The following is a 12,466-nucleotide window of genomic DNA, read 5'->3' as shown; positions in this document are numbered from 1 at the left end:
ATATCGTGCGCTGGAGTTCGGACGAGCCCTGGTTCGTCTCTTGCCAAGCTGCTTTGCTAGGCCCCTGCCCTGACCGGGCAGAGGAAACATGTGTGGGAGGACAGGGTGTTAGGCGCCTTTGCCAACGCGTTCAAGACTCCGGACCTGCGCCGGAAGATCTTTTTCGTGCTCTTCATCATCGTGATCTTCCGGATCGGTTCGGTCGTTCCGACGCCGGGTGTCAACGTCAAGTCGCTCGACATCTGCCTGAAGGGCGCGCAGCAGGGTGCGAACGCGAACCTGTACAACCTGATCAACCTGTTCTCCGGCGGTGCGCTGCTGCAGCTCGCGATCTTCGCGCTCGGCATCATGCCGTACATCACCGCCAGCATCATCCTGCAGCTGCTCACCGTGGTGATCCCGCGGCTGGAGTCGCTGAAGAAGGAAGGTCAGGCGGGGCAGGGCAAGATCACGCAGTACACCCGGTTCCTCACGGTCGGCCTCGCGATCCTGCAGGCGACCGCGTTCGTCGCGCTGGCGCGCACCCCCGGCCGGCTCTTCCAGGGCTGCCAGGAGCCGCTGCTGCACGACGACAGCTGGTTCCCGGTGGTCGTGATGGTGCTGACCATGACGGCCGGCACCGGTGTGGTGATGTGGCTGGGCGAGCTGATCACGGACCGGGGTGTCGGCAACGGCATGTCCATCCTGATCTTCACCCAGATCGTCGCCACCTTCCCGTCGCAGCTGTGGACCATCCGCAAGGAGCGCGGTCTGGCCACCTTCGTGGTGGTGCTGGCGATCGGGTTGGTGATCATGGCCGCGGTCATCTTCATCGAACAGGCACAGCGCCGGATCCCGGTGCAGTACGCCAAACGCATGGTCGGCCGCAAGATGTTCGGCGGCACGTCCACGTACATCCCGCTGAAGGTGAACCAGGCCGGTGTCATCCCGGTCATCTTCGCCTCCAGCCTGCTGTACCTGCCGGTGCTGGTCAGCCAGTTCCAGCAGGAGAAGTCCTGGGCGCAGTGGATCCAGGGCAATCTGGTCAAGGGCGACCATCCGATCTACATGCTCACGTACGTCGCTCTGATCATCTTCTTCACGTACTTCTACGTCTCGATCACCTTCAACCCGAAGGAAGTCGCGGACAACATGAAGAAGTACGGCGGCTTCATCCCGGGCATCCGGGCGGGCCGGCCGACCGAGGAGTACCTGGGCTACGTGCTGTCCCGCATCACGCTGCCGGGCGCGATCTATCTCGCGGTGATCTCGATGATCCCGTTGATCGCGCTGGTGCTCCTGAACGCGAACCAGAACTTCCCGTTCGGCGGTACGTCGATCCTGATCATGGTCGGCGTCGGTCTCGACACGGTGAAGCAGATCGAGTCTCAGCTGCAGCAGCGTAACTACGAAGGGTTCTTGCGCTGATGAGAATGTTGCTGATGGGTCCGCCCGGGGCGGGCAAGGGCACGCAGGCAAAGGTGCTTGCGGAACGCCTGAATATCCCGGCCGTGTCCACCGGCGACATCTTCCGTGCGAACGTCAAGGACGAGACGCCGCTCGGGCTCGAGGCGAAGCGCTACATGGACGCCGGTGACTACGTCCCGGACGAGGTCACCAACGCGATGGTGCGGGACCGGCTGTCCGAGGCGGACGCCGGTGACGGCTTCCTCCTGGACGGCTACCCGCGCACCCTGGCCCAGGTCGGCACGCTGGACGACATCCTGGCCGAGCACGGCCACAAGCTGGACGCGGTGGTGGCGCTGATGGCCGACACCGAGGTGCTGGTGGAGCGGATGACGAAGCGGGCCCGGACCGAGGGCCGGTCGGACGACTCCGAGGAGGTCATCCGGCACCGGCAGGACGTCTACACCGCCGAGACCAAGCCGCTGCTGCGCGTGTACGCGCAGCGCGGCCTGCTGGTCGAGGTGGACGGGGTCGGCGAGATCGACGAGGTCAGCGAGCGTGTGCTGGCCGCTCTCAAGACGGTGACCGAGTAGCCGGCGAATGATGTGCTGTGATTTTTAAAGACCGCGGGATCGAGATCAAGACCCGCGAACAGATCCTTTCCATGCGTGCGGCCGGCCTGGTCGTCGGCCGCACGCTGGAGCTGCTCCGTGGCGAGGTCCGGGCCGGGATCACCACCGGTGAGCTCGACGCGATCGCCGAGGACCACATCCGATCCTCTGGCGCGGTCCCGTCGTTCAAGGGCTACCACGGCTTCACCGGCTCGATCTGCGCGTCGGTGAACGACGAGATCGTGCACGGCATTCCCGGTGACCGGGTACTGGCCGACGGCGACCTTATCTCGATCGACTGCGGCGCGATCGTCGACGGCTGGCACGGCGACGCCGCGATCACGGTGCCGGTCGGCGAAGTGACGCCGGAGCTGCTCGAGCTGGCCCGGATCTGCGAGGAGTCGATGTGGCGCGGGTTCGCCGCCGCCCGGCTCGGCGGCCGGCTGACCGACATCTCGGCCGCGATCGAGCGGCACGTCCGGGCGAGCTCGCCGTACGGGATCGTCGAGGACTTCGTCGGGCACGGGATCGGCTCGGCGATGCACCAGCCGCCGAACGTGCCGAACTTCGGCCGCCCCGGCCGCGGCCCGAAGCTGGTCGAGGGAATGGCGCTCGCGGTCGAGCCGATGCTCACGCTCGGCAAGCAGGACAACCACACGCTCGAGGACGACTGGACCGTGGTCACCGACGACGGCAAGGTCGCCGCGCACACCGAGCACACGTTCACGCTGACCCCGCAGGGCCCGTGGGTCCTGACCGCCCTCGACGGCGGCGAGACCAAGCTGGCCGAGCTCGGCGTCAAGTTCGGCGCCCTGGCCGACTGAATACGGTACGGCGGCGTCCGCTGACTCGCCGTACCGATGGACACCCTGCGTCCACCCGTCGGGGGACGCCAAGGGCCTGCCGCTGAGGCACACTTGAGCTATGCCTCAGTACCAGCCGCACCAGCGTTTCACCGAAGCCGACCGGGACAAGATCGCCGGCCGGCTGCGGGACGCGTTCGCGGACGGCCGGCTGGACCAGCCCGAGTTCAGCTCCCGGCTCGACCAGCTCTACTCCGTGCAGACGTACGGCGAGCTGGAGCCGCTGGTGCGTGACCTGCCGCCGGTGCGGACGTACCAGACCCCCGCGGTGGTGCAGGACAGCAAGCCGGCCCCGGCCCCGGGTGAGTTCCCGGAGCGGAAGAAGCAGGACGGGCCGAAGGGACTGGCGGCGCTGGGCGGCGGCTTCACCGGCGTCGTCCTGATCAACGTGGTGATCTGGTTCGTGATCGGCGCCGCCAACGGCGGGAACTGGCCGCACTTCTGGCCGGTCTGGCTGCTGATCCCGTGGACCCTGTTCGCCCTGAGCAACCTCGGAAAGCGCCGTTGACAGCGGCCCCGGTCACCCGACGCGTCACCGGCCCGCGGTTGCGGCCGGACTGGGACTGGCAGTTGCGGCAGGGGTCTGCTCTCGTCTACGTGATCTGGTTCGCGGTCGCCGTACCGCTGGCGATCGGCGGGCTGCTGCTGGAACCGCGCTGGGTCGGCTGGCTGATGCTCGCCTGGTTCCTGGTGCTGATCGGGTTCACACTCGGCCTGCGGGTCGCCGACAGCCGGCGGCGGAAGGCCTGGGGCGACGTCGTCGAGCAGATGGGCTGGCGGCTCAGCGTCGACCGGCCGGAGTTGCGGGAGCGCTGGCCGTTCCCGCCGTTCTCGGCGGATCCGGAGGCCGAGGTCTACGACGTGACCACCGGCCGGCACCGCGGCCGGGAGTTCGCCAGTGGGCGGTTCCGGCACAAGGTCGGCCGGCGCGACCTCGGCTTCGACTTCCTTGATCTCCAGGTCGATCGGCCGCTGCCACCGCTACAGCTGCTGCCGGCCGCGCTGGCGCCGGTAGCTGCCGCGAGCCTGCTGCCGATCAAGCTGACGGTCGACGGGCTGCCTGGGCGGTTCTGCCTGTTCAACGGCCGGGAGGACCACGCGGAGACGGTGCTGCACCCGCGGGCGGTCGAGGCGCTGGCCCAGGTGCCGGCGTTCGGGTTCAGCTGCGAGGGACGGCGCTTCGTCGCGATCCTGCCGGCGTACCGCGACTCCGCCACCGCCCTCGCGCAGCTGGACGCGGCCTGCGACCTGCTCGACCTGATGCCGGAGCAGATCTGGCGCGAAGGCGAGCAGTGGGCCGCTACGCACCAGCCCTGAGCAGCGGGACAAGCGCAGCCAGATCCTCGTCGCCGTGACCCTCGGCGACCGCCTTCCGCAGGAGGTCGCCCATCGGGATGAGCAGCGCGGGATCCACGCCCTGGCCGGTCGCGGTGTCGACCAGGTTGTCGTAGCCGGCCGCCTGCATCGCCAGGTTGGAACCCGCCGGTCCCTCGGGGCCTTCCTCCAGGTCCTTGGCGATCCGCGGCAGGCTGCCGAGCATCGCCGTCAGCCAGGGCAGCAGGTAGTCCTCGGTGAACCGCACCGCGGAGACCTTCTCGCTGGTGGCAAGTGCCAGTGCGTGCTGGGCGCCGCCGAACATGCCGTACATCCCGCTGAGCAGGGCGATGTCGTGCAACGCGGCCAGGCCCGGGTCGCTGCCGACGTACTCCGGCCGCGCCATCGCCGCGAGGTCGGCTTGGTGCCGCTCGAAGGCGACCGGGGAGCCGCTGTAGAAGATGAAGGCGGCGGGTCCGCCGATCATCGCGGGCACGGCCATGATCCCGCCGTCGAGGTACTCCGCGCCGGCTTCGGTGGCCCAGGCGGCCGTGCCCCGGGCCTGGGCCGGGGTGCCGTTGGTGAGGTTGGCGACGGTCTTGCCCCTCAGGTCGAGGCCTTCGAGGGTACGGCGCACGGTCGTGTCGACCAGCAGGCAGACGACGACCAGCGGGCTGGCGGCGACCGCGTCGGCCGCGGTGGCGGCGCGGGTGGCGCCGAGGGCGTCGAGCTCGGGGGAGCGGCCGGGAGTGCGGTTCCAGACGGTGGTCGGGTGGCCGGCGGCCAGGAAGGCCCGGGCTAGGGCGGTGCCCATCGCGCCGAGGCCGAGAACGGTGACGGGAGTCTTCATGTCGTCAACCCTGACCGGACGCTTTAGGATGGACAAGTACTCACTAAATGGTGCGGTACTGACGGAAAGGTAAGTAATGCTTCCGTACACCTGCGGCCTGGACGCCGCCGCGGACGTGATCGGCGGGAAGTGGAAGCCGCGGATCCTGTGGGCGCTGCACCACGGGCCGATGCGGTTCGGGGAGCTGCGCCGGGAGATCGCCGGCGTCACCGAGAAGATGCTGATCCAGCAGCTGCGCGAGCTGGAGTCCCGCGACATCGTTCACCGCGAGGTCTTCCACCAGGTCCCGCCGCGCGTGGAGTACTCGCTGACCGAGCTCGGGCAGTCACTCAACGTGGCGCTGGCGCCGCTGGACGCCTGGGGAGCGGAGCATCTGGGCGAACTGGAGGGCTCACGGGGGCGCTGAGCGGTCTCGATTGGGTTTCGCCTGGGGGAGTGGCGTACACTCTTTCCTTGGCTCTTTGTAGCCTCTGGCTCGTCGTGCCCGCGGCTGCCCGACCTCGGTCGGGAGGGCGCCAAGAGACAGAAACCATCATTCAGTACGTCGTCTACAGAAGTGCGAGGACATGCCCAAAAAAGAGGGAGTCATCGAACTCGAGGGCACCATCGTGGAGGCCCTGCCGAACGCGATGTTCCGTGTTGAGCTGTCCAACGGGCACAAGGTGCTCGCGCACATCAGCGGCAAGATGAGGCAGCACTACATCCGGATCCTCCCCGAGGACCGGGTCGTCGTGGAGCTGTCGCCGTACGACCTCACCCGGGGTCGCATCGTCTACCGGTACAAGTAAGACCACCACCAACACCTGTCGAAGAAAGAAGCTCGATGAAGGTCAATCCGAGCGTCAAGAAGATCTGCGACAAGTGCAAGGTGATCCGCCGTCACGGCCGGGTCATGGTGATCTGCGAGAACCCGCGGCACAAGCAGCGGCAGGGCTGACCAGCCCCACTCGAGCAGTACACAGCACTTTTCGCACCACAGCGCGCACGCTCGTCCAGCTCTGAGCACCACGGCTGGATGCTGCCCCCGGAACAGAGGCCGGGGCCTTGCCGGTGAAGCACTCACCGAGGCGGGCAAGGACGCGGCGCGCCACCACACCTCTGCCGACGAAAGGAACACCGCCACATGGCACGCCTCGTAGGGGTCGACCTGCCGCGCGACAAGCGCATCGAGGTCGCTCTCACCTACATCTTCGGGGTCGGTCGTACCCGCGCCCTGGAGACGCTGAAGAGCACCGGGATCTCCGGGGACAAGCGCGTCCACGAGCTGGGCGACGAGGAGCTGGTGAAGCTCCGGGACTGGATCGAGGGCAACTACAAGATCGAAGGTGACCTCCGTCGTGAGGTGACCGCGGACATCCGCCGCAAGATCGAGATCGGGTCGTACCAGGGTCGCCGGCACCGCAGCGGCCTGCCGGTGCGTGGTCAGCGCACGCGGACCAACGCCCGCAGCCGCAAGGGTCGTCGCAAGGCGATCGCCGGCAAGAAGAAGAAGTGATGACCCGGATGACCGTCGACCACCCCAGGAGCAACTGACCTATGCCTCCCAAGAGCCGCACCGCGGCCGGCGCGAAGAAGGTGCGCCGCAAGGAGAAGAAGAACGTGGCCGCCGGCCACGCGCACATCAAGAGCACGTTCAACAACACGATCGTGACGATCACCGACCCGACCGGCGCGGTCATCTCGTGGGCTTCCGCGGGCACCGTCGGCTTCAAGGGGTCGCGCAAGTCCACTCCGTTCGCCGCGCAGATGGCCGCCGAGGCCGCCGGGCGCCGGGCGATGGAGCACGGCATGCGCAAGATCGACGTGTTCGTGAAGGGTCCCGGCTCCGGCCGTGAGACCGCGATCCGTTCGCTGGGCGCCGTCGGCCTCGAGGTCGGCACCATCCAGGACGTGACCCCGACCGCCCACAACGGCTGCCGCCCGCCCAAGCGGCGCCGGGTCTGACCTTTCGAGAGGAGCGAGAACAACCATGGCCCGTTACACCGGACCTATGACCAAGAAGTCGCGCCGTCTCGGGGTCGACCTCGTCGGTGGCGACAAGGCGTTCGAGCGTCGTCCGTACCCGCCGGGTATGCACGGCCGCGGCCGCCCGAAGGAGAGCGAGTACCTGCTCCAGCTGCGGGAGAAGCAGAAGGCCCGCTTCGCCTACGGCGTGCTGGAGAAGCAGTTCAGCCGGTACTACCAGGAGGCCTCGCGGCGCTCCGGCAAGACCGGTGACAACCTGCTGATCATCCTGGAGTCCCGGCTGGACAACGTGGTTTACCGCGCCGGCCTGGCCCGGACCCGGCGGCAGGCCCGTCAGCTCGTCGTGCACGGTCACTTCACCGTGAACGGCGTCAAGGTGAACATCCCGTCGTACCGGGTGGCTGCGCACGACATCATCGATGTCAAGGCGAAGTCGGTCGAGACGACCCCGTTCATCATCGCCCGGGAGACGCACTCCGAGCGCGTCGTCCCGGCCTGGCTCGAGGTGCTGCCCGAGCGGCTGCGCATCCTCGTCCACCAGCTGCCGACCCGGCAGCAGATCGACACCCAGGTCGCCGAGCACCTGATCGTCGAGCTCTACTCGAAGAACTGATCCACCGCCGGCCGGTGGCCTCCGGGCCGCCGGCCGGCCGGATCCGTTTCTTCACCTTCGCGACCTCAAATAGTGGTCGTCGCGAGCAGACAAGGAACACGAAGTGCTTATTGCCCAGCGCCCCACCCTGACCGAAGAGGTCGTCGACGAGCACCGCTCGCGGTTCGTGATCGAGCCGCTCGAGCCGGGGTTCGGCTACACCCTCGGCAACTCCATCCGCCGTACCCTGCTGTCCTCCATCCCGGGGGCCGCCGTGACCAGCATCAAGGTCGACGGCGTCCTGCACGAGTTCTCCACCGTGGCCGGGGTCAAGGAGGACGCCACGCAGCTGATCCTGAACCTCAAGGACCTGTGCGTCTCCTCCGAGCACGACGAGCCGGTCACCATGTACCTGCGCAAGCAGGGCCCCGGTGACGTCACCGCCGCGGACATCGCGCCGCCGGCCGGTGTCGAGGTGCACAACCCGGACCTGAAGATCGCCACCCTGAACGAGAAGGGCCGGCTCGAGATGGAGCTGGTCGTCGAGCGGGGCCGGGGCTACGTCTCGGCGATCCAGAACAAGTCCGCCGACGCCGAGATCGGCCGGATGCCGGTCGACTCGATCTACTCGCCGGTGCTCAAGGTCACCTACAAGGTCGAGGCGACCCGTGTCGAGCAGCGCACCGACTTCGACCGCCTCGTGGTCGACGTCGAGACCAAGCCGTCGATGCTGCCCCGCGACGCCGTCGCGTCGGCCGGTAAGACGCTGGTCGAGCTGTTCGGCCTGGCCCGCGAGCTGAACGTCGAGGCCGAGGGCATCGACATCGGCCCGTCGCCGGTGGACGAGCAGATGGCGGCCGACCTGGCGCTGCCGGTCGAGGACCTGCAGCTGACCGTCCGGTCGTACAACTGCCTCAAGCGTGAGGGCATCCACACCGTGGGTGAGCTGATCTCGCGCAGCGAGCAGGACCTGCTGGACATCCGCAACTTCGGCTCCAAGTCGATCGACGAGGTCAAGCTGAAGCTGGCCGAGATGGGCCTGTCGCTGAAGGACTCGCCTCCTGGCTTCGACCTGCGTGCGGCCACCGAGGCCTACGGCACCGAGGCCGACGACGAGGACGAGAGCTTCGCCGAGACCGAGCAGTACTGAGAGCCAACCACCCCCGGGTCCGAGTGGCCTGAACTTTCTGGAGTCAAGAGATGCCAACCCCCACCAAGGGTGCCCGGCTGGGCGGCAGCCCGGCGCACGAGAAGCTGATCCTCAGCAACCTCGCGACGTCGCTGTTCGAGCACGGCGCCGTCACCACCACCGCGGCCAAGGCCAAGCGCCTGCAGCCGTTGGCGGAGCAGATGATCACCAAGGCCAAGCGTGGTGACCTGAACTCGCGCCGCCAGGTGATGAAGCGGATCAAGGACAAGAGCGTCGTGCACGTGCTCTTCACCGAGATCGGCGAGCGGTACGCCGACCGTCCGGGCGGCTACACCCGGATCACCAAACTCGGCCCGCGCAAGGGTGACAACGCGCCGATGGTGAAGATCGAGCTGGTCGAGGCGCTGGCCGACTCGCCGAAGGCGAAGAAGGCCGCCAAGAAGGCTCCGGCCAAGAAGGTTGCGGCGGCGGACGAGGCCAAGGTCGAGGACAAGACCGACGAGACGGTCGAGGACGAGGCCAAGGTCCAGGACGTCGTCGCCGACGACGCCACGACCGAGGACGCGAAGACCGACGACAAGTGAGTCGTCGGCCCTGAGCCACCAGCAGTGCCCCCTCACCACACGGTGCGGGGGCACTGTTGCGTTAGATTGCCGTGTGCGTTGGCGGATAGACCTGAGGTACGACGGAACGGCCTTCCACGGCTGGGCCCGCCAGGAGGGTCTCCGGACCGTGCAGGGCGTGCTGGAGGAGACGCTCCGGGTCGTACTGCGGCTGCCGGAGCCGCCGACCGTGACCTGCGCCGGCCGGACGGACACCGGCGTACACGCGCGTGGCCAGGTCGCCCATGTGGACGTCGAAGGCGCTGTGGAGCCCCTCAGGCTGCTCAGAAGCCTGAACGGCGTACTACCCGAGGATGTGGCTGTTACGGCCGTGACAGCGGCTCCAGACGGCTTTGACGCCCGGTTCTCCGCTCTCGCCCGTCGCTACGTGTACCGCCTGTGTGACGACCCCACAGGCTGGGACCCGCTGCAGCGCGGTCATGTGCTGCGAGTGGGCCGCCCCCTCGACGTGGACCGGATGAACGCCGCCAGCGCCGGACTGCTCGGTGAGCACGACTTCGCGGCCTTCTGCAAGAAGCGGGAGGGCGCCAGCACAGTGCGTGCGCTGCTGGAGTACTCGTGGCAGCGGACAGGGCCAGGCCTGCTGGAGGGCACTGTGATCGCAGACGCGTTCTGCCACTCCATGGTGCGGGCTCTGGTCGGTGCGCTGGTCCCCGTGGGTGACGGACGGCGTGACGTGAGCTGGCCGGCCGCCGTACTGGCGGGGAAGGTGCGGGACTCGGCTGTCTCCGTCCTGCCTGCGCACGGGCTCACACTGGAGGAAGTGCGCTACCCAGCCGACGACGAGCTGGCTGCGCGGGCGTTGCAGGCCCGCCAGGTCAGGGGAGAGGTGCACCAGCGTGGCTGACCACTACTTCTCGGCAGAGCCGGGCTCGGCGGACGTACGCCGTACTGTCGAGGCTCGGATCTGGGGACGGGAGTACACCTTCACCACAGCCACCGGGGTGTTCTCGCGGGACCGCTTGGACATCGGTACGGCGGTCCTGTTGCGCGAGGTGGACCCGCCGAGCGGCACTGGCACGTACCTGGACCTCGGGACCGGCTACGGGCCGATCGCCTGTGCGCTGGCGGTCGAGGCGCCGAAGGCTGAGGTCTGGGCGGTCGACGTGAACACGCGGGCGCTGGAGCTGACCGCAGAGAACGCGCAGCGGGCCGGTGTGGCCGACCGCGTGCATGCTGTGCTGCCGGACGCCGTACCCGAGGACGTGCGGTTCGACCAGATCTGGTCCAATCCGGCGATCCACATCGGCAAGCCCGAACTGCACAAGATGCTGCTGCGCTGGCTCGAGCGTCTTGCGCCTGGTGGCGTGGCGTGGTTCGTCGTCGGCAAGAACCTCGGCGGTGACTCCTTGCAACGCTGGCTGACCGACCAGGGCTACCCCTGCGAGCGAAAGGCCAGCGCCAAAGGCTTCCGCGTCCTCCGCGCGACCCGCTAGCCACCCAACTCGTTGCCTGCGGCGCGAATCCCTATCCGACGCAGGCCGGTCGTAGCTCGCGCCGGCACCCGGCTGCGACCCCGGTGCCACCTGCCCGGTAAGTGACCAGCGCTCGGCGGGGGGCGTGAGCTGATGCTTGTTGTGCAGGTCGCCGGGCGCGAGCCCGGACACCTCGCCGACCCGCTCGCAGAGCTCGTGCACGGCGTCGTGCAGGGTGCCGGTGACACGCTGGACGTTGTCTTGCCCGTTCAGGAGCACACCACGATCCATGGGGTGTGATGGTATTTGTCCACCGTGTCAGCCACGGGACGGTGAAACCGGCTGCAACGGATCGGGCGGGAGCGCCGTCCTGAGGGTATGGAGGCAGCCTTGGCGGCAGCAGAGGCACGGACTGGCTCGATCGACTTCGAGCTCTGGGTGACCGAGAAGGCGGACGCCCTGCTGCGCTTCGCCTACGTCCTGACCGGCGACAAGAGCTTGGCCGAGGACGCGGTGCAGGACGCCCTGACGACCGCCTGTGCCCGCTGGAGCCGGGTCAGCCGCGCTGACGACCCCGAGGCGTACGTGAAGCGGATGGTGGTCAACGCGCACATCTCCTGGTGGCGTCGCTTCCGCCGCCGCGAAGCCCCGTCGGCTGATCCGGTCCGCACCGGGCCACCGGCGCCGGACGGGGTCGCGGACCGGGCGGAGTCCGACGCCGTCTGGGCGCTGTGCGCGACGCTGCCGGACAAGCAGCGGGCAGCCGTCGTACTGCGCTTCTACGAGGAGCTCTCGTACGCCGAGATCGGTGCGCTGCTGCACTGCGCGGAGGCGACCGCCCGGTCACATGTACACCGGGCACTGGCAGCACTGAAGACCACGCTGAGCAGGGAAGGAGCCGAGGATGCCTGAGCACGAGCACGAGCACGAGTCTGAGCAGGAGCTCGGCCCCAAGATCGCCGACGCGTTCCAGCACCAGGCCGACCGCGCCGGCGGGCTGCGGGGCAGCGGGCTGGCGGCAGAGGCTCGCCGGCGGGTCCGCAAGCGGCGGCAGGGCATGGCGATGGCCGCGGCGGCCGCCGTGGTCGCCGTCTCGATCGGAGGCGTCTGGAACGCCATCGGGGAGCCGTCGCCGATCGCGTCGAGCGCCCAGGACAGCAACAGCAGTGGCAACACGGAGCGTGGGACTGCCGGCACCGAGTCGGGTACGCCGAAGTTCGTGCCACCGCAGGCGGACGCCGGCTGTCCGGCCGACCACCCGATCCAGCAGCCGAACGGGGCCATCGCCGTACCGCGGGGCACCGGGCTGGACGTGGAGACGCCGGTCTTCGGGATGCAGGCGTGTCGCTACCGGCTCACCCCGGGCGCGACGATGCTGCTCGGCCAGCGGGCCTTCAACGCCACGATCGCGCAGCAGGTGGTCGACGCGATCAAGGTGCTGCCCGAGCGGAACCCCGACCTGCCGGTGTTCAAGTGCGCACCACAGGCCGCCCAGCCGTCGGAGGCCATCGTGCTGCGGTTCGACACGTCCGCCGGCGTACGGGAGATCTGGGTGCAGTACGACGGCTGTGACTCAGCCGGCTTCTTCACCGGATCCCGCACCTTCGGTCTGTACTCCGCACCGCTCAAGCTCTTCATGACCGGCACGGTCCGCCCGGCCGGTGGCACCTACCTGGAGGCGCTCAAAGACTGGTGAG

At 68.4% G+C, this 12,466-nt stretch carries 19 protein-coding genes; 18 read left to right on the top strand and 1 reads right to left on the bottom strand.

Going from position 1 to position 12,466, the window contains the following annotated elements; translation table 11 throughout:
- The first annotated feature begins 105 nt into the window (after positions 1-105).
- The 5 genes from secY to ACWCOV_RS13355 all read left to right on the top strand — a co-directional run bounded on the left by secY (position 106) and on the right by ACWCOV_RS13355 (position 4,177).
- A complete protein-coding gene (secY, locus tag ACWCOV_RS13375; protein ID WP_449829512.1) occupies positions 106-1,407 on the top strand; it encodes a preprotein translocase subunit SecY in 1,302 nt (433 codons plus the stop codon).
- A complete protein-coding gene (locus ACWCOV_RS13370; RefSeq protein ID WP_449829511.1) occupies positions 1,407-1,979 on the top strand; it encodes an adenylate kinase in 573 nt (190 codons plus the stop codon). Before secY ends, ACWCOV_RS13370 begins: the two co-directional genes overlap by 1 nt.
- A gap of 17 nt (positions 1,980-1,996) precedes the next feature.
- The gene (gene map / locus ACWCOV_RS13365; protein ID WP_449829510.1) at positions 1,997-2,821 is read left to right on the top strand and encodes a type I methionyl aminopeptidase; all 825 of its coding nucleotides are present in this window, start codon (positions 1,997-1,999) and stop codon (positions 2,819-2,821) included.
- 100 nt (positions 2,822-2,921) lie between these two features.
- Positions 2,922-3,368: a DUF1707 SHOCT-like domain-containing protein gene (locus tag ACWCOV_RS13360; RefSeq protein WP_449829509.1), complete on the top strand. Its 447-nt coding sequence runs from the start codon at positions 2,922-2,924 to the stop codon at positions 3,366-3,368.
- Positions 3,365-4,177 carry a hypothetical protein gene (locus tag ACWCOV_RS13355; protein ID WP_449829508.1) on the top strand — a complete coding sequence of 271 codons (813 nt, stop codon included), beginning with the start codon at positions 3,365-3,367 and terminating at the stop codon, positions 4,175-4,177. The genes ACWCOV_RS13360 and ACWCOV_RS13355 overlap by 4 nt, the downstream gene beginning before the upstream one ends.
- Here ACWCOV_RS13355 and ACWCOV_RS13350 read toward each other — a convergent pair.
- Positions 4,161-5,024, bottom strand: coding sequence for an NAD(P)-dependent oxidoreductase (locus ACWCOV_RS13350; protein ID WP_449829507.1), 864 nt, complete (start codon positions 5,022-5,024; stop codon positions 4,161-4,163). The two genes, ACWCOV_RS13355 and ACWCOV_RS13350, sit on opposite strands and share 17 nt — an antisense overlap.
- A 76-nt stretch (positions 5,025-5,100) precedes the next feature.
- Here ACWCOV_RS13350 and ACWCOV_RS13345 point away from each other — a divergent pair, with 76 nt between their 5' ends.
- The 13 genes from ACWCOV_RS13345 to ACWCOV_RS13285 all read left to right on the top strand — a co-directional run bounded on the left by ACWCOV_RS13345 (position 5,101) and on the right by ACWCOV_RS13285 (position 12,465).
- A complete protein-coding gene (locus ACWCOV_RS13345) occupies positions 5,101-5,430 on the top strand; it encodes a winged helix-turn-helix transcriptional regulator (protein WP_449829506.1) in 330 nt (109 codons plus the stop codon).
- A gap of 160 nt (positions 5,431-5,590) precedes the next feature.
- Entirely contained in the window at positions 5,591-5,812 is a 222-nt protein-coding gene (gene infA, locus ACWCOV_RS13340; protein ID WP_012923661.1) for a translation initiation factor IF-1, read from the top strand.
- Positions 5,813-5,847: 35 nt separating this feature from the next.
- Complete coding sequence (gene rpmJ, locus ACWCOV_RS13335) at positions 5,848-5,961, top strand: 50S ribosomal protein L36 (protein ID WP_008361054.1); 114 nt, start codon at positions 5,848-5,850, stop codon at positions 5,959-5,961.
- Positions 5,962-6,147: 186 nt separating this feature from the next.
- Positions 6,148-6,519 carry a 30S ribosomal protein S13 gene (gene rpsM / locus ACWCOV_RS13330; RefSeq protein ID WP_360527791.1) on the top strand — a complete coding sequence of 124 codons (372 nt, stop codon included), beginning with the start codon at positions 6,148-6,150 and terminating at the stop codon, positions 6,517-6,519.
- Positions 6,520-6,560: 41 nt separating this feature from the next.
- Complete coding sequence (gene rpsK / locus ACWCOV_RS13325; RefSeq protein WP_012923659.1) at positions 6,561-6,968, top strand: 30S ribosomal protein S11; 408 nt, start codon at positions 6,561-6,563, stop codon at positions 6,966-6,968.
- 25 nt (positions 6,969-6,993) lie between these two features.
- The gene (gene rpsD / locus ACWCOV_RS13320) at positions 6,994-7,602 is read left to right on the top strand and encodes a 30S ribosomal protein S4 (protein ID WP_449829505.1); all 609 of its coding nucleotides are present in this window, start codon (positions 6,994-6,996) and stop codon (positions 7,600-7,602) included.
- A 103-nt stretch (positions 7,603-7,705) separates the two neighbouring features.
- Positions 7,706-8,731, top strand: coding sequence for a DNA-directed RNA polymerase subunit alpha (locus ACWCOV_RS13315; protein WP_360535690.1), 1,026 nt, complete (start codon positions 7,706-7,708; stop codon positions 8,729-8,731).
- A 50-nt stretch (positions 8,732-8,781) separates the two neighbouring features.
- On the top strand, positions 8,782-9,315 hold the full coding sequence (gene rplQ, locus ACWCOV_RS13310; RefSeq protein ID WP_449829504.1) for a 50S ribosomal protein L17: 534 nt from the start codon (positions 8,782-8,784) through the stop codon (positions 9,313-9,315).
- A 73-nt stretch (positions 9,316-9,388) separates the two neighbouring features.
- Positions 9,389-10,201 carry a tRNA pseudouridine(38-40) synthase TruA gene (gene truA / locus ACWCOV_RS13305; protein ID WP_449829503.1) on the top strand — a complete coding sequence of 271 codons (813 nt, stop codon included), beginning with the start codon at positions 9,389-9,391 and terminating at the stop codon, positions 10,199-10,201.
- A complete protein-coding gene (locus ACWCOV_RS13300; RefSeq protein ID WP_449829502.1) occupies positions 10,194-10,790 on the top strand; it encodes a class I SAM-dependent methyltransferase in 597 nt (198 codons plus the stop codon). The genes truA and ACWCOV_RS13300 overlap by 8 nt, the downstream gene beginning before the upstream one ends.
- A gap of 132 nt (positions 10,791-10,922) precedes the next feature.
- Positions 10,923-11,069, top strand: a complete 147-nt coding sequence (locus ACWCOV_RS13295) for a hypothetical protein (protein ID WP_449829501.1) — start codon at positions 10,923-10,925, stop codon at positions 11,067-11,069.
- A gap of 90 nt (positions 11,070-11,159) precedes the next feature.
- Positions 11,160-11,681 carry a SigE family RNA polymerase sigma factor gene (locus tag ACWCOV_RS13290; protein ID WP_449829500.1) on the top strand — a complete coding sequence of 174 codons (522 nt, stop codon included), beginning with the start codon at positions 11,160-11,162 and terminating at the stop codon, positions 11,679-11,681.
- Positions 11,674-12,465 carry a hypothetical protein gene (locus ACWCOV_RS13285; RefSeq protein ID WP_449829499.1) on the top strand — a complete coding sequence of 264 codons (792 nt, stop codon included), beginning with the start codon at positions 11,674-11,676 and terminating at the stop codon, positions 12,463-12,465. The genes ACWCOV_RS13290 and ACWCOV_RS13285 overlap by 8 nt, the downstream gene beginning before the upstream one ends.
- The last annotated feature ends 1 nt before the right edge of the window (position 12,466 follow it).

The sequence above is a fragment of the Kribbella sp. NPDC002412 genome (assembly GCF_053592935.1).
This window is presented reverse-complemented; position numbering and strand designations above follow the sequence as displayed.